The organism is Actinophytocola glycyrrhizae, from assembly GCF_042653545.1.
In the GTDB taxonomy this organism is placed as follows: Bacteria; Actinomycetota; Actinomycetes; order Mycobacteriales; family Pseudonocardiaceae; genus Actinophytocola; species Actinophytocola glycyrrhizae.
On record NZ_JBHSIS010000009.1, the window covers coordinates 250,127 to 268,098 of the forward strand.

At 67.7% G+C, this 17,972-nt stretch carries 16 protein-coding genes and 4 pseudogenes; 13 read left to right on the plus strand and 7 right to left on the minus strand.

The features are described from left to right. Positions 1 to 220: 220 nt before the first annotated feature. Both ACFPCV_RS20935 and ACFPCV_RS20940 read right to left on the minus strand, forming a co-directional pair. The gene (locus tag ACFPCV_RS20935; RefSeq protein ID WP_378057953.1) at positions 221 to 721 is read right to left on the minus strand and encodes a GNAT family N-acetyltransferase; all 501 of its coding nucleotides are present in this window, start codon (positions 719 to 721) and stop codon (positions 221 to 223) included. Beyond that, complete coding sequence (locus ACFPCV_RS20940) at positions 721 to 1,269, minus strand: dihydrofolate reductase family protein (protein ID WP_378057954.1); 549 nt, start codon at positions 1,267 to 1,269, stop codon at positions 721 to 723. Before ACFPCV_RS20940 ends, ACFPCV_RS20935 begins: the two co-directional genes overlap by 1 nt. 106 nt (positions 1,270 to 1,375) lie before the next feature. On the opposite strand from ACFPCV_RS20940, the gene ACFPCV_RS20945 reads away from it, so the two are divergent. Then, complete coding sequence (locus ACFPCV_RS20945) at positions 1,376 to 4,021, plus strand: ATP-binding protein (protein ID WP_378057955.1); 2,646 nt, start codon at positions 1,376 to 1,378, stop codon at positions 4,019 to 4,021. 713 nt (positions 4,022 to 4,734) lie between these two features. Here ACFPCV_RS20945 and ACFPCV_RS20950 read toward each other — a convergent pair. Further along, positions 4,735 to 5,010, minus strand: a complete 276-nt coding sequence (locus ACFPCV_RS20950; RefSeq protein ID WP_378057956.1) for a hypothetical protein — start codon at positions 5,008 to 5,010, stop codon at positions 4,735 to 4,737. 123 nt (positions 5,011 to 5,133) lie between these two features. Next, on the minus strand, positions 5,134 to 5,679 hold the full coding sequence (locus tag ACFPCV_RS20955; protein ID WP_378057957.1) for a hypothetical protein: 546 nt from the start codon (positions 5,677 to 5,679) through the stop codon (positions 5,134 to 5,136). A gap of 365 nt (positions 5,680 to 6,044) precedes the next feature. Here ACFPCV_RS20955 and ACFPCV_RS20960 point away from each other — a divergent pair. The 9 genes and pseudogenes from ACFPCV_RS20960 to ACFPCV_RS21000 all read left to right on the plus strand — a co-directional run. Then, a pseudogene (locus ACFPCV_RS20960) lies at positions 6,045 to 6,494 on the plus strand (hypothetical protein); the annotation flags it as partial. Between the two features lie 236 nt (positions 6,495 to 6,730). Beyond that, entirely contained in the window at positions 6,731 to 7,036 is a 306-nt protein-coding gene (locus ACFPCV_RS20965; RefSeq protein ID WP_378057958.1) for a DUF5372 family protein, read from the plus strand. A 142-nt stretch (positions 7,037 to 7,178) separates the two neighbouring features. Further along, positions 7,179 to 7,739: a recombinase family protein gene (locus ACFPCV_RS20970; RefSeq protein ID WP_378057959.1), complete on the plus strand. Its 561-nt coding sequence runs from the start codon at positions 7,179 to 7,181 to the stop codon at positions 7,737 to 7,739. A 29-nt stretch (positions 7,740 to 7,768) separates the two neighbouring features. Continuing rightward, positions 7,769 to 8,560: a recombinase zinc beta ribbon domain-containing protein gene (locus tag ACFPCV_RS20975; protein WP_378058089.1), complete on the plus strand. Its 792-nt coding sequence runs from the start codon at positions 7,769 to 7,771 to the stop codon at positions 8,558 to 8,560. Continuing rightward, on the plus strand, positions 8,557 to 9,219 hold the full coding sequence (locus tag ACFPCV_RS20980) for a helix-turn-helix domain-containing protein (protein ID WP_378057960.1): 663 nt from the start codon (positions 8,557 to 8,559) through the stop codon (positions 9,217 to 9,219). The genes ACFPCV_RS20975 and ACFPCV_RS20980 overlap by 4 nt, the downstream gene beginning before the upstream one ends. Positions 9,220 to 9,414: 195 nt before the next feature. Continuing rightward, a protein-coding gene (locus ACFPCV_RS20985; protein ID WP_378057961.1) for an IS3 family transposase occupies positions 9,415 to 10,574 on the plus strand; the annotation gives its coding sequence in 2 pieces (ribosomal slippage) (positions 9,415 to 9,693 and positions 9,696 to 10,574; 1,158 coding nt in all). Between the two features lie 16 nt (positions 10,575 to 10,590). Next, a complete protein-coding gene (locus ACFPCV_RS20990; protein ID WP_378057962.1) occupies positions 10,591 to 11,715 on the plus strand; it encodes a hypothetical protein in 1,125 nt (374 codons plus the stop codon). A gap of 37 nt (positions 11,716 to 11,752) precedes the next feature. Further along, positions 11,753 to 12,720, plus strand: a pseudogene (locus tag ACFPCV_RS20995) (IS30 family transposase). A 336-nt stretch (positions 12,721 to 13,056) separates the two neighbouring features. Further along, positions 13,057 to 13,191: a hypothetical protein gene (locus ACFPCV_RS21000; protein WP_378058097.1), complete on the plus strand. Its 135-nt coding sequence runs from the start codon at positions 13,057 to 13,059 to the stop codon at positions 13,189 to 13,191. 188 nt (positions 13,192 to 13,379) lie between these two features. Here ACFPCV_RS21000 and ACFPCV_RS21005 read toward each other — a convergent pair. Together ACFPCV_RS21005 and ACFPCV_RS21010 are read right to left on the minus strand one after the other, a co-directional pair. Continuing rightward, positions 13,380 to 13,577, minus strand: a pseudogene (locus tag ACFPCV_RS21005) (glycoside hydrolase family 3 C-terminal domain-containing protein); the annotation flags it as partial. An 82-nt stretch (positions 13,578 to 13,659) separates the two neighbouring features. Beyond that, positions 13,660 to 14,397 (minus strand): SDR family oxidoreductase, encoded by a 738-nt coding sequence (locus tag ACFPCV_RS21010; protein WP_378057963.1) that lies wholly within the window; start codon positions 14,395 to 14,397, stop codon positions 13,660 to 13,662. A gap of 136 nt (positions 14,398 to 14,533) precedes the next feature. Between ACFPCV_RS21010 and ACFPCV_RS21015 the strand changes: the two genes are divergently transcribed. Together ACFPCV_RS21015 and ACFPCV_RS21020 are read left to right on the plus strand one after the other, a co-directional pair. Further along, a complete protein-coding gene (locus ACFPCV_RS21015) occupies positions 14,534 to 15,127 on the plus strand; it encodes a TetR/AcrR family transcriptional regulator (RefSeq protein ID WP_378057964.1) in 594 nt (197 codons plus the stop codon). A gap of 483 nt (positions 15,128 to 15,610) precedes the next feature. Continuing rightward, positions 15,611 to 15,809 (plus strand): annotated as a pseudogene (locus ACFPCV_RS21020) (hypothetical protein); the annotation flags it as partial. A gap of 1 nt (position 15,810) precedes the next feature. On the opposite strand, the gene ACFPCV_RS21025 reads toward ACFPCV_RS21020, so the two are convergent. Further along, entirely contained in the window at positions 15,811 to 16,947 is a 1,137-nt protein-coding gene (locus ACFPCV_RS21025) for a cytochrome P450 family protein (RefSeq protein ID WP_378057965.1), read from the minus strand. 123 nt (positions 16,948 to 17,070) lie between these two features. On the opposite strand from ACFPCV_RS21025, the gene ACFPCV_RS21030 reads away from it, so the two are divergent. Further along, a complete protein-coding gene (locus ACFPCV_RS21030) occupies positions 17,071 to 17,928 on the plus strand; it encodes a helix-turn-helix domain-containing protein (protein ID WP_378057966.1) in 858 nt (285 codons plus the stop codon). The last annotated feature ends 44 nt before the right edge of the window (positions 17,929 to 17,972 follow it).

Sequence of the window (17,972 nt, forward strand, 5' to 3'; positions counted from 1 at the left end):
GCGGCACGGGCGGCGCTCGCCAGTGTGGGAAGTGTGCAGACGATCGACCGGGCGGTACGAACAAGCCGGACAGCGTTGTGGCGGTTCAGGAACCGCTCGTGCCTCGGGGGCGAGCGGCTCCTGAACGTCCACGTACGTCGACCGTCGAGCTTGTGGGTGCGGTCGCACCCGAACATGCTGTGTGCCCTCTCCCGGTCCCGCGCTGACCGGCCGGGGAACGTCAGCCGGGAATCTGCCGGTTGGAGAAGTACGGCTGGTGGAACGGGAAGTCGTTGACGAGCCAGTGCCTCAGCGCCGAGTGTGCCTTCGTGTAGTACCCGCGGTCGTACGCACTCGGTGTCACCCACCAGCTGACGTCGACGTCGTGTTCCAACAGGTCCTTCGTGAGCGTCGTGCGGCTCCCCATCGGGTACAGGTAACAGCAGCCTAGGTACTCGCCCGCCGTGTCACGCAGGACGTAGGTGTACGAGCCGCCGTCGCGGAACTCGCACTCGTGCCACACCAGGTCCACGTAGTCGTACTTCTCGGTGACCGCGTCGGTGGGCCAGTCGCCGCCCCGGGTTTGCCGGATGAGGGCCAGGCTCGCGTTGATGCCCGCCACGTCGTCGGCCAGGTCGGCGCGGGTGATTGCCCGGGCGATCACGTCCCCGTGTGTCAACTCCGTCGGGGCCGTGACACCGTCCGGCAGGGTCAGTCTCCTGACGAACTGGCGGTGGTCCATCAGCGGACCTGGTAGCCCAGGATCACGATGCCCGAGTCGAGCTTGGTCACCGTGTTCAGTTCGAGTTGGGTCAGGGCGCCTTCGCGGAACAGCAGGTCCTGCGGGCTGCCCTTTCGGACGAGCAGCGGGTGGAACCACAGGTGGATCTCGTCGAGCAGGCCGTGGTCAAGCAGGGTGTGGGTGAGCTGCCCGAAGCCGTACTGGACGATGTTCTTCCCCGGCTCGTTCTTCATCTTCTCGATCACGGGCACCGGGTCGGTGTCGATGACCGTCGTGTTGTTCCACTCGGGGTCGGTGAGGGTGGACGAGACCACGTGCTTGGCCATGGCGTTGATGTGGTCGCTCGCCGGGTCGCCCGACCGGGTCGGCCACACGGGGGCGAAGCCGTCGTAGGTGTGCCTGCCCATGATGAGCGCGTCGCACGAGAGCAGCAGCTCGGTCTGAACGGCCTCGCCCTTGCCGCCGTCGGGACCGCTCGACGGCCAGTGGTGCGGGGTCTCGATCACGCCGTCGAGCGAGATGTACGTCGAGTTGATGATGCGTCGCATGGTGTTTCTCCTGGTGGTCGGCTTGCCCGATGGGAGACAGCGTGCGCCACACGACACGTAGGGGCATCCGTGCTCACCACGGATCGGGTACGGAATCATGTGCGGGGTGGACGCGCTGCCATGGGGAGACATCTCGGCCAGGGAGGCCGAGGTGCTCGCGGCTGTCGGCGAGCACCTGACGAACGCGCAGATCGCCGGTCGGCTGCACATCTCGGCCCGCACGGTGGAGAGCCACGTGTCGGCGCTGCTGCGCAAGTGCGGCGTGAGCGACCGTCGCCAGTTGGCCGCGCTCGCCGCCGAGGCAGCCGAACTCGGGGCGCGGGCCGACGACGCGGTGCTACCGGAGGCCCGGACCAGTTTCGTCGGCCGCGCCGGGGACCTGGAGGCCGTGCGGACGGCGTTGGACACCAGTCGGCTGGTGACCCTCACCGGACCGGGTGGGGTGGGCAAGACCCGGCTCGCCGTCACGGCGTCTGCCGCGGTGGCCCCGCGGTTCGCGGCCGGCGTGGTGTACGTCGACCTCGTGCCGGTTCCGCCCGGGCAGGTGGTATCCGCCGCGGCGGGTGCGCTCGGCGTCACCGAACGTCCGCCGCGACCGCTGCTCGGCAGCGTGGCCGACCGTGTGCGCGGAAGGGCGATGCTGCTGGTGCTGGACAACTGCGAGCACGTGCTCGACGACGTCGGCGAGCTCGTCTCGGCCCTGTTGCGCGCGGGCGGGCGGCTGCGGATCCTGGCGACCAGCCGGGAGCGGCTCGGTGTCATGGGCGAGGAAGCGCACACGGTGTCGCCGCTGCCGCTCGGCTCGGTCGCCGAGACCCTGTTCCTCGACCGCGCGCGCGGTGTCGACCGTAGGTTCACCGCCGCTCCCGCACTGGTCACCGAGGCGTGTGCCCGGCTCGACGGGTTGCCGCTGGCCATCGAGCTGGCGGCAGCCCGAGCCGCCGCCATCGGCGTCGACGGCCTCCTCACCGCACTCGGCGACCGCATGCGGGCGCTGGTGGGTGCCCGGGGCGGCGAGGCACGGCACCATTCGCTCTCCGATGTGCTCGGGTGGAGCTACGACCTGCTGGAATCCGAGGAACGCGCGTTGTTCCGGCGGCTTGCGGTGTTCGCCGCGGGCTTCGACCTCGACGCCGCCGCGGCCGTCTCGCCCCGCGAGCGGCCGAGCACGGTCGCACACCTGCTCGGCAGGCTGGTCGAGAAGAGCCTGGTGGTGCGGCGCGGCACCGACCGCACACGGTACCGGCTACTCGAGACGGTCCGGGCGTTCGCGCATGCGTCCTTCGCAGGCGACGAAGAACGCGACGAGGTGCTGCGCGCGCACGTGGAGTGGGCGAGCCGGGTCGCCGCCGAGCTGGAAACCAGGCTCGACGAGGACGACCGCGCGGCCCGCTACGACGAGGTGGTCGACGACCTGCGGGCCGCGTTCGCCAGGACCGAGAAAGAGCCGGATCCCGTGGCGCACCGGCTGGGCCGCGCACTCGCCCACCTCACGTTCGCCCGAGGCTCGTTCGTCGAGTCACGCGCGCACTACCGCGCCGCGGCCGAGCGGGCCACCACCTCCGCTGACGCCGTCCGGGACCTGCGCAGCGCCTCGGAGGCCGCGCAGTCGCTGGCCGACGGCGACGACGCGTTCGACCTGCTGCTCACCGGCGCCGACCGCGCGGGCGACGAACGGGACCGGTCCGTGATGCTGGCGTTGGCCGTGACCCTCGCGACCCGCCAGCTCGGGGACTTCCGCCGCGCGGTGCCCTCGGCCCGCCGCGCGGAACTGCTGGCGCGGGCGATGCGGACACCGGTCGAGGACCGTGAGCACGCGGCGGTGCTCGCCACCGCTCGGGCTTGGCAAGCCGGGGCCGACCCGGTCGTCGCCATCGAGGCCGCGCACGACGCCGGCGATCCGGCGCTGTTGCAGGGTGCCCTGGACTGCGCCAACTCGGCCGCCGCGCGCCAGGGCCGGCTGCGCGAGGCCTATCGCATCGCCCGCGAGCGGCTGGACCTGGTGCCCATGCTCACCAAGCACCGGCCGGCTGACAGCATCGAGATGTTCGACCTGTTCCACTCCGTCTCGGTGTGCGCGGTGGCGGTGGGTGACCTGCAGGGGGCACTGGCCATCGCCGACCGCGCCACCGAACAGGACCCGGTCAACGCCGACTACCCGTTCGTGTCGCTCCTCAAGTACCTGGCGCCGCTCACGCTGTCCGGCCGGTTCGACGAGGCCGTCGAACTCGGCGAGCGGGCGTTCGCCGAGTGGCGCGCAGCGAGGGCCCCGCTCCTGGCGTGGCTCGCGCCGTCGGTGCAGATGCTGGAGCTGGCGACCGGTCTGCGCGGCGATCACGGGCTGTGGCGGGCACGAACGCTGGAGTTCGTGGACCACACCGATCCGCGATCGTGGCGCCTCGCGGCCACCACGGCCTTCGTGGAGGCCAGGCTGGCCGTCCGCACCGGACACCTGATCGACGCGGATCGCCTGGTGCGCAACGCGTTCCAGGACTTCACGCAACCGTGGTACCGGGCGTACGCGAACGCGGCGGGTGCGGAGCTGGCGGTGGTGGCCCACCTGCCTGACGCGGAGAAGCGGCTGGCACAGGCTGAACACACTGCCGAGGAGAACGACTGGGCGGCCGCGTGCGTCGCACGGGCCCGGGGCAGGTTCACCGGCGATGTCGCTGCTTTCCGCCGGTCCCTGGAGATATGGGACCGCATCGGCGCGCGGTTCGAGCTGGAGCACACGGAGGAGGTGGCGAGGTGAAGCCGACCTCCCAGAAACCGACGCCATGCTGAAACCCCACGAGGTCGGCGGCGAGCCTCGAAAAGCGTGAACTCACCTGGTGGCCAAGCGGGTCGGCATCACCGACGTTCGCGCGAACCTTGCTATTGGACGTATAACGCGACGGCCGTGCGCAGGCTCACGGAGGAGGGGGTACGTGGTCGTGGTGGGCGACGGCGTCAACGACGCACCCTGCCCCTGGCTGCCGCACGTCGGGATCGCAACGTGCGGCGCGGCTGCTCAACGTGGTGAGATATCGCCGAAAGTGGCGTTTAGCAGGTGTCTGTGTTGTGTGGTCAAGCGTACCAGAGAAAGGGGGTTCGGATTCGCTGGAGCGGGTGACTGCTCGCTGAGGTCGTTGAAGGGTGGGAGAGTGCGAGGGGGTGATGGGTTGCCAGCGATCGGTGCTGCCCTTTCGCGGAGTCCGACCAGGCAGCGGTCGGGGTCGAAGTCCTCGACTCGAACGCCGAGCGCGCCACCTTCACCAGCGGTTCGCCGTCGGTGCGAAGTGGCCGCGCGAGGGCAAGGCGGCTGACCTGCCAAGTGGCTGGGGCCGGGGTACGGCGCCTTCCGCGCCGATGTCGAGCGCCTGCGCGAGGTCATGGTCGCGTTCTCGCGGGAGCGGTTGGCGAACAGCGACGCGATGGACCACTCCGTCAAGACGGGAATTCCGTGATTCCTTCCGAAGGAGGCTGCTACAGCGTGTCGAGGAACGCCTTCACCTCGAGCATGTTGATCTTCTCGAAGTCCTGTCGGTGTACGACGACCACGAGTTGCACACCTCGTGCTGCCGCGATCGGGCGACGAAGGACAGGATGATCATCTTGAGCAGACTCTCCCGGTCCAGGCTGTGTCACGGCCAGCCGCCAGGACGACACCGCGTGATCAGGTTCGCCGTCGGCGAGTTGGATGTCGCCGAGCAGGTCCTGAGCACGTGCTTCCGCGGCGATGTCGTACGTCTGCTGGGCCAACGAGACCGCGCGCTGGACCTACTTGGTTGCCACGTCTAGGGCACCCCTTTCGAGATTGGTCTCGGCGAGCGCGGTGTACAGCTGGGTCGTCACTGCCGGCGTCGATGGCGTGCTGCCGGTCGGTCAGGTCGCCGGTGCTGACGCGGTGGCGGGGGCCGTGGTGCCGCCACTCGCGATGTAGAGCCAGCGGTCCCGGTACTGGACGAAGATGAGGTAGTTCCGCTCTCCCGGGGAGGCACCGGGCAGGCGGTAGTCGACCTCCTGTGTGCCGGGCTGTGCGCCGTCGCGTGCGGTCGTGAACTGGGCGTGGCGAAGCCGGCCGCCGATCTCCCGCACGTTGTCGGTGATGACCTTCTTCGCTGCCGTGATCTGCTGGGCCGTGACGTCGCCTCCGTGCTCGGCCGCGCAGCCGTCGTCTCCCAGGCACGCCGCGGCGAACACGCCGTCGACGTCGCCTGCGGCGGCGGCCATCGCGAAGGCCTCTGCCGCGCCCTTCGGGGTGCTCAGGTCCCGCGGAACGGCCGCGTCACCGTCTCCGCCATCGCGCAGGAGGACCATCGCCACGATCACCGCCAGCGCGGCGCCCGCGCCGACGAGCCAGGCGGGCGGCCTGCGGCGGCGCCGTGGCGAGGCTGTCGGCTCGGCGTCGGACTGCTGCGGATCGGTCACGGGGCCTCCAGGTGTCAGAACAGAGGGCCACACTGTAAAGCCGTTACACAGCGCGCTTAACGTCATCTATGTGGGGGTCGCCTAATGTGGTCGGGCTCAGTCCGGGGTCGATGCACCAGCCGGCGAAAAGGGGTTCACCGTGACGAGGGCTGAGCCTGGCAGCCGGGTCGGCGCGGTTCAGGAAACCCTCACGGTTCGACCGAACTGGGGTTATCCGGGGTTTCCGTCTGGATTCTCCTGGGCGCGTCGGACATGATCCATTCATTCGGCCGGAAGTGGCGGACGGATGATTCCCGGGACGTTCGTCTCAGTGGTCCAACTCAGGGGTCGTGAGTGTCGAACTCGCGGGGGTGAGTGTTGGACACGCAGGGTGGGCGCTTGAGTCCACTGTGTCGTTGATCCTGCTCGCGATCCTGCGGGCTGAGCAGGTGACGGCTCGGTATCAGGTGCGGACCGGGCCGTGGGTGCGGCGGGCGAAGTGGTTGACGCTGGTCGCGACGTAGGTCATGAATACGTGGGCGTCGTACGCGGCCGGTTCTCTGGCGTCGATCGTGTTGCACTCGGTGCCGCCGTTAGTCGTGTTCGTCGCGGCCGAGGCGATCACGGACCTGCGGGACAAGCTGACCGAGGCGGTCGGTGTGGCGTACTCGGAGGCAGGCGGCCGTCCCGCGCCGGAGCGGTCCGCGGTTCGGCGGAAGCTGTTCGCTGACTATCTGGAGGCTGCGCGGTCGGCGTGGTCGCCCGACGTGGTGATCTCGTCCGGCTGGGTCCGGGAGGTCACCGGGTGCTCGCGTGGGCTGGCTCCGCGTGCAGCGGTCGGGGTCGAGGTCGGCGAGGTGGATGCTCAGGGCGCCGCCTCGGCGGCAAGCGGTCTCTGTGTGCAGCCGGAGCAGGATTGCATCAAGGACAGCGTCGTTACCGCTCACCCGAGCGGTGGCGTTGATCTGCTCAAGTTTCCCAGGCGGTGAGCGCACGACGAGTGTTGGGGAGTTGACGCGGTTTGACGACACGGTGCGCGGGACTGTCCTTCTGCTCGATGAGCCCGTCCGCGATGGGATACGAACTGCATAGGACCCGCTCGTTCGTGTCTCGTGGTAGCTCATTGGTGGTCACCCATCCGTTTCATCCGTTGTGTGGCCGGGAGTTGCCGGTGTTGTTCGAGCGGCACACGCGGCGTGGGCTGTGGTTCGTGTGCGAGGTCGACGGCCGGCGGCGGGTGACGTTGCGGCAGGAGTGGACCGATCGCGGAGTGCCGGCGGCGGATCAGCGGCTTGCGTCCGAGGGCTTGACGGTGTTGCGCGCGGTGATCGACGCGCTGACGGGCCTGTCGTCGAGTGACACCCGGGTGGGTGAATGATGATCTTGATGGTGTTCGGATTCGACAGTGCCGGCCCTGGCGGGCTGGGGATGAGGCGTGGTGGCCGCGGCTTGGTGCGGAGAGGCGGTGATGGCTGTGGCGAACATGGTCGAATCGTTGGTGCGCAAGGAAAGCAGCGGTGGTGGCGGTGAACGGGGCGTCGAAGATCACCACGGAGCACCGGGCTCGGTCGGCGGTGGTGTATGTGCGGCAGTCGACGGTGATGCAGGTCCGCGAGCACGCCGAGTCGACCGCCCGCCAGTACGGCCTGTCCGCGGTCGCGGTGGAGCTGGGCTGGACGGCCGAGCAGGTCATCGTCGTCGACGCCGACTTGGGCGTGTCTGGCCGGTTCGGGTCGGAACGCGACGGGTTCCGCGAGATGATCTCGCGGGTGTGTCTGGGCGAGGTCGGCGCCATCTTCGGGCTGGAGGTGTCGCGGCTGGCGCGTTCGTCGGCCGAGTTCGCGCGGCTGCTGGAACTCGCGCGCCTGGCGGACACGCTGCTCATCGACGGCGACGGGTCTACGACCTGGGCGACGTCAACGATCGCTTGTTGTTGGGGCTCAGGGGATCGATGTCGGAGGCCGAGTTCCACCTGCTCGCCGGCCGCCTGCACGGCGCGAAACTGGCCGCCGCGCATCGAGGCGAGTTGCGCGCCAAGCTCGCGGGCGGGTTCGTCTACGACCTCGACGATCAGGTGGTGATCGACCCGGACGAGCAGGTCCGCACCGCGGTGGAGGACCTGTTCGCCGAGTTCGCCCGCACCGGCTCGGCCTACGGCGTGGTCAAGGCGTTCGCCGACACCGGCCGTCTGTTCCCGCAACGTTCTTACGGCGGGGCATGGGCCGGTCGGCTGAAGTGGGGCAAGCTGGGCCACTATCGGGTGTTGCGGGCGTTGAAGAACTCCGCGTACGCCGGTGCCTACACATACGGGCGCAGCTACGACAAACGCCGGGTGCAGCCGGACGGCACGGTGCGCTCCGCGCGGCGCAAACGCGCCCGCGACGAGTGGACGGTGCTGATCCGGGACCACTACGAGGGCTGCATCAGCTGGCAGCAGTTCCTGGACAACGAAGCCAAACTCGCCGCGAACCACACCGCCCGAGGTGCTCGCCCGCCACGCGAGGGCAGCGCGTTGGGTCAGGGCATCATCTACTGCGGCGCCTGCGGGGCGCGGATGGGCACCCGCTACGGCAACCGCCACTACGTGTTCTACGTCTGCAGCAGCGCGAGCGACCGGGCGAGCACCACAGCCTGTCGCTCCATCGCGGTGGCCACCGTGGACGACGTGGTCGGCCGGTTGCTGCTCGACGCGGTCACCCCGGAGCAGATCACCGCTGCGCTGGCGGTGGCCGACGAGGTCACCGAGCGGCACGCCCGGTCGCATCGGGCGCCGAACTCGCCGTCGAGCGCGCTCGTTACGAAGCCGATCGCGCCGAGCGTGCGTTCAGTCAGGTGGAGCCCGAGAACCGTTTGGTGGCACGGAGTCTGGAGTCGCGATGGGAGACCAAGCTCACCGCGTTGACCGAGGAGGAGACGGCGTTGGAGACCGCGCGGGCCGCGAAGCCGCCGCTGCCGCCGCGCTCGACGCCGGAGGCGCTGGCGGCGGACCCGCCGCGGTTGTGGGACGACCCGGACACCAGCCCGCGGGACCGCAAACGCCTGCTGCGCACCCTGATCGCCGACGTCACCCTGCTGCCGATCGACCATCGCGGGCAGGTGCGGATCGGGGTGCGCTGGCATACCGGCGCCACCGACGAGATCACCGCCAACCGCAAAGGCACAGGTCGCACCCCCACCACCGCAGTGGAGATCATCAGCCGCTACGGTGCGGTCAAGACCAGCGCCCGACTCGCCGAGCAACTCAACGCCGCCGGGCTGACCACCGGCAAGGGACGCCCCTGGGACACCGCCGCCGTCGCACGGGTCCGGGACGTCTACAGCGTCCACGCACCACGCACCGCCGCCGTCCAGGACGGCGAGGTCAGCATCGCCCAAGCCGCAGCGCAGCTTGGCGTCGCGCCCAAGGCAGTCGGCAACTGGGTCCGCAAAGGACGCCTGCCCGCTCGGCGAGGCGCCGCCGGACGCTGGTGCATCCCCTGGGACGAGGCCACCCAAGCCCTCTACCGGCAACAGGTCGCACACTCGTTCCGCATCAGACGAACGCGACCCGCCGAAGACTGACCGATGCCATCCGGCAGTCTGACAAGCACTGACTCGAGAAAGGAACAACAAGCCGTGACTCGTTGGACGGCCGTAGCCGGCACTCACAGCTTCGTGGTACCAGACCAAACACGCGCCGAAGCGCTGGCGGGTCTGCCCAGGGTTTGGTTGACACCTCATTTGTGAGGCTTCGGCCTCGGTTGAGAGGATGTCATCGTGCCCAAGCCCTACCCCCGTGAGTTCCGTGACGATGTCGTCGCTGTGGCCCGCCGCGGCGGGTCTCCGTTGCGGCAGGTCGCAGCCGATTTCGGGATCTCGGAATCGTGTCTGGCGAACTGGTTGCGTGCCGCCGACGTCGAGGACGGCACCCGGCCTGGTGTGACCCGTGAGGAGTCCGCTGAGCTACGCGAGTTGCGGAAGCGTAACCGTCTGCTGGAGCAGGAGAACGAGGTCCTGCGCAAGGCGGCCGCCTACCTCGCGCAGGGCAATCTGCCGGGAAAATAGCCTTCCCGCTCGTCCGTGAACTGGCCGCGGCCGGCGCTCCTGTGCGGGTGTCGGTCGCGGTGACGTGCAGGGTGCTGGGGATCTCCCGGCAGGCTTACTACCAGTGGTGCGCAGCCCCGGTCTCCCAGCGGGACTGGGACGACGCGCATATGATCAACGCCGCGCTCGACATCCACGCCGACGACCCGGCCGATGGGTACCGGTTCATCGCCGACGAACTCGCCGAACGCGGGTTCACCGCCTCGGAGAACCGGGTGTGGCGGCTCTGCTCCATGCAGCAGATCTTCTCGCTACACGCCAACAAGAAAGGCCGCTACCGCACGGCCGGGCCGCCGGTGCACGACGACCTGGTCCGCCGCGATTTCACCGCCGAGGCACCGAACACGAAGTGGCTGACCGATATCACTGAGCACCCGACCAGCGAGGGCAAGCTGTATCTGTGTGCGGTCAAGGACTGCTACTCCAACAAGATCGTCGGATACTCCATCGCCACCCACATGCGGGCCTCACTCGCCGTCAGGGCGTTGCGGAACGCGATCGCGCTGCGCAACCCGGCCGGGACCGTCGTCCACTCCGACCGCGGCGCCCAGTTCCGGTCGACCGCCTACCGACGCGTCCTGCGTGTTCACGGGCTGAACGGGTCGATGGGGCGGGTCGGCGCGTGCGGCGACAACGCAGCCATGGAATCATTCTTTTCGTTGCTGCAAAAGAATGTTCTGGACACACGACGGTGGCACACCCGGGAGGAGCTCCGGTTGGCGATTGTGTCCTGGATAGAGACGAAATACCACCGCAAACGCCGCCAACGCGCCCTGGGCAAACTCACCCCCATCGAGTTTGAGACCATCTACACCACCGCGTCAGCGGCCTGAAAACAGTCAGCCCCCGGTGACAACCGAAGTCTGGGCAGACCCGGCTGAAGGTCTGGCCGCGTTCGGCTTTGCCCGGGTGTTGGCCCGGCCCCGACAGCCGGCCACGTGGGTCGTCATCGCGGTGGACGAGGGGCCTTACCCGGCCGACACCGTGGGATACCGGACCATCGACGCGGTCGGCCGGCAAGCCGCGATACTCGCACGGCGATACGGCGGATACCCCGACGGCGGCAGCCGCTGCGAGCCCAGCATGTTGCACCACGTCGACACCGCTCCGATCGAGCGAACGAATCCCGGGATGCGGCCACCGATCCCGGCCATCGTCGTCACCCCGGAACCGCCACCTGCCGCCCTGGCATCGACCCCGGATGTCGTCGTCGCGGGTGTTGCCGACATGAGCAGGCTCAGGGACATCGACTGGGCGGGACTCAGCCACGCCCACGGCTCCGCCGACGACGTGCCAGATCTCGTTCGGGCGCTGGCTCAGAACGATGACCGGTGGCCGGAGATCCTCGACGCGTTGTTCGGTGACGATCTGCTGCACCAAGGCAGTTGCTATTCGGCAACGGCGCCGGCTTTGCCGTTCGTCATCGAGTTGCTGGCGTCGGGAATCCTGCCCGTGTCGCGTCGGCTTGACCTGTTTCTCTGGCTGCTCTATGCGGCCGATCGATGGGCGGAAAGCCTTCTCGTCGATGCTGCTCGCGCCGCGGCGCATAACCGGCTGCCCCAAGCCGCGGCCTGGACACGAGACGTTCATCTCGCCGTCGAAACCGAGCTTCCCTCGCTGCTCGCCCGGTGGGATGCCGAGCCACGCATCATCCAGTACGTTCTTGCCTGCCTGGCCGCCCACTATCCACATCACGGTCGGCTGATCATCCAGCAGGTCAGCGACATGGCCTCGGACTACGTCGGCACCCAACCCGGCGACTACCTGCGACTCGCGGTCGCCTTGCTGCGCGGTGACGATACGCAGGTGCCCACCATCGCCGGAGACATCGTTGGCTGGGCTGTCAACCTTGACCCTGGCTGGCTCGACGCATCCAGCGTCAGCCCGGCACTGAAAGCCACCCACATCCTGGCCACAGGGGCCTACAAGGCGGCGAGCCACAAGGCAGTGAGTTCAGCCGGTCGTAGCATTTGATCTTGTTCGGTGGGAGAGGATTCCTGCCGTGCGGAAGATGTTGATGTTGGCTGACCGGGAGGAGATCTCCCGTGGACTGGCGAAGTCGTTGCTGTACAAGGAGATCGCTACCCTGATTGGGCGGTCGGTGTCGGTGGTGTCACGAGAGGTAGCCCGTCATGGCGGGCGGGACGGCTACCGGGCCACGGACGCGGATCGAGCGGCTCGGGCCGGGCGGGCGCGGGCGAAACGGTTCGCCGTGGAGCGTGACGCCGGGCTGCGGGCCGAGGTGGTGCGGTTGCTGAGGTTGGGCTGGTCCCCAGCGTCGATCGCGGGTCGGTTGCCGACCGAGTACCCGGACCGGGACGCTTGGCGGGTGTCTCACGAGGCGATCTATCAGTGGGTCTACGCCCAACCCGTCGCGGGCCTGCGCGCCGAGTTGATCGCGTTGCGGTCAGGTCGGACTCGCCGGCGTGGCCCGAAACCCGCGCCGGCACCCCGGATACGGGAACCCCGCTACCTGGACGAACGCCCTGACGAGGTCGAGGGGCGGGCCGTGGCGGGCCACTGGGAAGGCGACCTGGTGATCGGCAAGAACGGCAAGACCGCGGTCGCGACCCTGGTCGAGCGCACCAGCCGATTTCTGGTCCTGGTGCCGCTGTCGGGACGCGATTCGTTGACTGTGACGGACGCGATCATCGCCGCTGTCGGTGACCTGCCTACCTCCATCAAACGATCCTTGACGTGGGACTGCGGCGCGGAAATGGCTCTACACAAGGAAGTTACGGCCACCGGACTGCCAGTGTACTTCGCACACCCGCACTCACCCTGGGAACGCGGCAGCAACGAGAACCTCAACCGCATCGTCCGCGAGTACTTCCCCAAAGGCACCGCCATCACCAGCGACCCGCACTACCTCGCCGCCGTCGCCGCCGAGATCAACGACCGACCCCGTAAGATTCACCACTGGAAAAACCCAGCGAGATCCTCACCGAACTCCTCGCCTCAGATGCTTCCACCGCCTGAATTCGCCGGCCTGATCCGCAAACCAGATTCCCTGCCACCACAAACCAACGTCGCCAACAACCGCAGGAGGTGCAGTATGAAACGACCGTCGGCGCGGTTGTAGATGGCACGTGCCGTCGCGACAACGTGCTCGCCAGCGTGACGGCCGTGGCCGGTACTGCGGCGCGAACGGGCTGTGGTCGCGGCCGTGTTCTTCATGGCCTCGATGTCGCTCGCGTACACCTCGTCGAGTCGGCGGTCGGCCCATGCTGTGGCCATGCGGGCCCAGTAGTGCCGTAGGTGCGACTCGCCCCCCTACCGGCTGCCGCGACCACGGTGGGCAGGTACTCGCCGAACGTGGGCGACCGACGTGCCGCGGTACCAGGACGCCGCGAACAGTTCCAGGGCGACGGCTTCAGCCAGGGCCCAGCCCGCCAGTCGGACCTGGTCGTCGTCGGTGGGTTCCAGGTACACCTGGATGACTTCGCGTGACGTGCGGGTTCCGGTGTTCTCGATGGTGACGGTGAGCGCGTCGGGGCCATCGGGGGTCGCGGAGAGGTAGTCCCAGGTGGTCCAGCCGTGGCCGAACCAGAACAGAGGAGCCTGTTCGGTCTAGCCGCGTAGCCGACTCGCAGGCCTTCGCGGTACTCGAGGACGCCGTCGACCGGTATGGGGGACCAGGCCGGTCCTTCGCCGTCCGCGGCGGGGAAGGTGGTGACCAGGCGGCCGGTGGCTTCGCGGCGGCCGAGCAGGACGTCCGCGACGGCGTGTCCGCCTTCCTGGCCGGGCAGGCCGGCCCACAGCACCGCGTCGACCTCGTCCTCGTAGCCGCTGATGGCTCCGGCGACGTCACCCGCCACCGCCTGCCAGCTCGCCATGGCGTCGCGAACGCGGATCGAACCGCTGCCTCCGGTGGTGCTCCGCTGGGCCGTGTCGGACCTTACCCACCTACTCAGGCGGTCAGCTCTGCACGGTAGGACGGACGACGATCTCGCTGACGTCGATGCCGTCGGGCTGGTCGATCGCGTACCCGATGGCGGAGGCGATGGCGGAGGGCGGCATGGCGATCTCGTCACGTTGCCTGATCATCGCCGTCGCCGTTTCAGGACTCGCTCCTTTGCCCACGCCCTCCGTGTTGGTGAAGCCTGGCGAGACGAGGGTGACCCGCAGATCAGGACCGGACTCCTGCCGCAGCCCTTCGGTCAGCACTTTCACCGCGGTCTTGGTGGCCGCGTAAACGGCCTGGGGAGACTTCACGACGTAGGCCGCGGTGGAGGCGACGTTGACAAAATGGCCGGAACGTTGCCTGCGGAAGATGGGCAGCGCCGCCCCGATGCCGTTCAGCAGACCCGTGATGTGCGTGGCGACCATTGCGTCCCAGTCATCGTGACGCAGTTCGTCGAGTGGCGAGATTGCCATCGTACCGGCGTTGGAGACCAGGACATCAAGGCGACCGAAGCGATCGAGTGCCGCATCGGTCAGGCGCTTCAGGTCGTCACGACGGGTGACATCGACGATGACCCCAACGGCCGAGCCGCCCTGCGCCGTGATGCGATCCACCACAGCCTGCAGTCGGGCCTCTCGCCGTGCCCCGAGCACCAGGTGAGCTCCTTGCGCCGCGAGATGGATCGCTGTCGCCTCCCCGATGCCACTGCTGGCACCCGTGAGCGCGACGACCTTCCCTGTGATGCCTGACATGGCCACTCCCTTCGCCAGGCGCATGCAGATCCATGCGTTCGCTATAGTGGATGTGGGGGCGTGCCCACTTAGCCAGCCTAAGTGGACACGCCTCCGCTTAGCAAGCGGGCGGGACATCGGAAGGCGGCGAGCAGTGATGGCAGACGAAGCGCAGCGGCGGTTGCCCAGAGCCGATGCACGGCGTAACCGGGAGAAGATCCTCGCGGCCGCGGTACACGTGTTCACAACGGACGGCCTTGACGCTCATCTGGAGCGCATCGCCAAAGAGGCAGGAGTGGGCAGTGCCACGCTGTACCGCAACTTCCCCACCCGCGAAGCACTGATCGAAGCCACCTACCGCCACGAGGTCGCCGAGCTGTGCGACGCGGTGCCCACCTTGCTGGCAACGAAGCCGCCTTTCGAGGCACTTCGCGCCTGGACACGTCTGTTCCTGGACTACGCGACCGCCAAGTACGGCATGATCGACGCACTGCGCGTCATTGCCGCCAAAGGCAACAATCCATACGGCAACAGCCGGGAAATGATCCAGGCCGCACTGAACTCCCTCATGGACGCCTGCGCCACCGCCGCGACGATCCGCACCGACATCACCTCTGCCGATGTCGCCGCCGCACTCGAAGGCATCGCCCTCACCTCGGCAGGTCCCGAACAGCGGCAACAAGCCGAACGTTTGCTCGATCTGACCCTGGGCGGCCTGCAAGCACGCCTCGTGCCGAGAATCTCGGACTAGCGCTGTCCGGGCTTGTCCCGTAGTCCGGGCACTTGAGCCGCAAAGCCTGTCGCCACCGAGAAAGATGCTCGACATACCTGGCCGGTGAGCGCCAGAGGAACGCCGCCCGCGCTTCTAGGTAGGCGGCGAGATCGGTGCGCGGGTCGCCGGAGTCCGCGACGGCGACCTCCTTCTCGGATTCGAGAACGCTGGCCTCCGCCCGTCAGCGGAGGTCCTCGCCGGGATCGCGAGCGTGCTGCTGGCAGAGCGGAGAACTGCGTGATGAGGGTGTGGCGCGTCTGCTGAGCGTTGTGCCCGTTGACACAAGGCCAGGACGCCTGGCTGGCATCGGCGGCGACGCGGCGGGCGGCTTGACAGACCACGAGCAGTCCGAACAGCTCCTGCCGGACACCGTCGACGGTGCGAGAGCGCAGGACCCCGCCGCTGCCGCGCAGCGTGACTTTGAGACCGTGGAATGTCGTCTCGGCCTCCCAGTGCTGGTGACAGAAGGACGCCAACCGCGCCCACGCCCGCCTGCGCGGACCCGGTGAACGCGCCAACGCCTAGCTCAAGACCTGGCGCGTCCTGCGCGAGCTCCGCTGCTGTCCCCGCCGCGCCGACCGGCCAAAGCCATCACGTCCTACAGAAATACGAGCTCGCCGCAGGATGCAAAAGACTCAGTGGCTTGCCCTCATTCTGGTAGATCAGTCGCGTGAACTAGACGCAACTGATGCCCCGAATTCCGCTCGTGTCCGAACTGGTAGGCGGTGTAGGCAGCGCATGAAGTCGTCGCGCCACGTCAGTTCGGACGCCGAGACAGCAAGGTCGAGTTCCGGGAAGCGCGTCATCAAAACGGTGTACGCGACCTCAGCCTCCAACCGGGCCAACGGCGCACCGAGGCAGTAGTGGATGCCATGCCCGAAGCCGAGATGCGGGTTCTGACGGCGATCGAGCTGTAGCTGGTCCGCATACGGGAATTGATCTTGGTCTCGATTTGCTCTTGCCAGGCTGATGACGACGGGAGTGCCAGCCTCGACAGTGTGGCCAACGAGATCAAACGTTTCGGTGGCGGTCCGGGAGGTGGTCACGGCGGCTGGTGAGTCATACCGCACGAACTCCTCAATCGCGGTGGTGAGCAGTTGCGGGTCCGCACGCACCTGGTCCCATCGGCTTCGGTCCTCAAGCAGCCGGAACACGCCGTTGCCGATCAGGTTGATGGTGGTCTCGGTTCCGGCGACCATCAGCATGAAGACCATCGAGGTCAGCTCATTCTCCGAAAGCCGTTCCTCGCCATCACGAACCGCGATCAACTCACTGAGCAGACCATCACCTGGCTGTGCGCGCTGTTCAGCGACGAGTTCCCTTATGACTGCAAGCAACCGCGTCAGTTGCACGGCCCGCTCGGGCTGCCGGGCCGGGTCAGCTACGATGTTGGTCCAAGCGCGAAACTCGTCACGGCTGCCGGAGGGCACACCGAGCAAGTCGCAAATGACCTGGAACGGCAGCGGCCACGCGAATGTCGGGATGAGATCAACCGTTTCGTGGCCTTCTATTGCGTCGAGTAGTTCGTGCGCAATCTGCGTGACGCGCGGACGCAACATTTCAATTCGCTGTGAAGTGAAGGCTGCCGAGATCAAGCGGCGCAAGCGCGTGTGATCTGGCGGGTCGAGGAACAGCATGTGGCGTATCGTCGCGTCGTACAAGTCTTGTGTCAGGCCCATCGAGGAGGCGTCGAGGTCTTTGGTGATGGATCGCTTGGACAGTGCCTGCCGAGCGGCGTCGTGGCCGTTGACCATCACCACTGTGGTGCCGCCACGGGTGGTTTCTTCGACCTTGGTCAAGACATGCTCCTTCTTCCTGCCTGGTGCGGGGAACAGTCAAGCAGCACCGCTGGTCACACAGCTTGAACCTGAGAGCCACTTCGTGGAACTTCCGGGCCACCGTAGGTAAGATGAGGTACAACTATGCAGGCAGCCAGCGAGCAAGTGAGCAGTTGCGCCGAGGCGCGGATGTCCACTGCGGATGGCGACCTCGGGAGCCGCGTGCATACCCGTGATTCTCAGGCCATGGATGTCACCGTCACCGACTTCGCCACGACGATCGGGTTGGAGATGGGAACGCCTCAGGACACCGGGAACGTTCTTCGTTTGTACGTTGTGCGGCGTGGCGCCTGGACGCTGCGGTACGGCTCCGAAGAGATCGCCCTCGGCGCAGGTCGCTTCATGCTGCGCCGTTCCCCCGGCCTGATCGGCTACGAGATGCTGCCGCGCACATCGGGCTTGACTGTGTGTCTACCCGCGGAGATCGCGGCAGAAGCGTCCAAGCCAATCATCGGTTCAGCCGCCGCACCCGAGGTACGTCTGCTGTTGGCCTACGCGAGTGCGCTGCACGACACCATCAGTGACCTCACCGAGGTAGGCCTCAGTGCGGCGCGTAATGCACTGATCGAGCTGGCCCGAGGCGTAGTGCACTCTTACGTTGATGGTGCCGAGCCGGCTCTGGCACCTGCCCTTGTTCTGGCCGCCCGCGAACTCGCCGACCAGAGACTCACTCAGTCGGAACTGACACCTGGGATGCTAGCCCGTGAACTGAACGTTTCCGTGCGCACGCTGAGCCGCGCGTTCGCGTCCACCACCGAATCGGTCGGCGCCTACCTACGGCGCCGCCGGCTCGAGGAAGCCCGTCGGGAGTTGGCCGCCGGGCGCACCGTCACGCAGGTCGCGGCTCGCTGGCAGTTCGCCGACAGCAGCCACTTCGTCCGAGTCTTCCGCAAACGCTACGGGCACACCCCAACTGAATACCTCCAAAGCCTTCGAGGCTGAGGTTCACAGGAAGGTCTGTTCCCCAGAATTTACCAGTGCGACTT

Coding starts and splice junctions, on each gene's coding strand:
- ACFPCV_RS21015 (WP_378057964.1), top strand. CDS start 14,534: ATGGCAGACGAAGCGCAGCGGCGGTTGCCCAGAGCCGATGCACGGCGT.
- ACFPCV_RS20940 (WP_378057954.1), bottom strand. CDS start 1,269: ATGCGACGCATCATCAACTCGACGTACATCTCGCTCGACGGCGTGATC.
- ACFPCV_RS21010 (WP_378057963.1), bottom strand. CDS start 14,397: ATGTCAGGCATCACAGGGAAGGTCGTCGCGCTCACGGGTGCCAGCAGT.
- ACFPCV_RS20965 (WP_378057958.1), top strand. CDS start 6,731: ATGGGATACGAACTGCATAGGACCCGCTCGTTCGTGTCTCGTGGTAGC.
- ACFPCV_RS20935 (WP_378057953.1), bottom strand. CDS start 721: ATGGACCACCGCCAGTTCGTCAGGAGACTGACCCTGCCGGACGGTGTC.
- ACFPCV_RS21030 (WP_378057966.1), top strand. CDS start 17,071: ATGCAGGCAGCCAGCGAGCAAGTGAGCAGTTGCGCCGAGGCGCGGATG.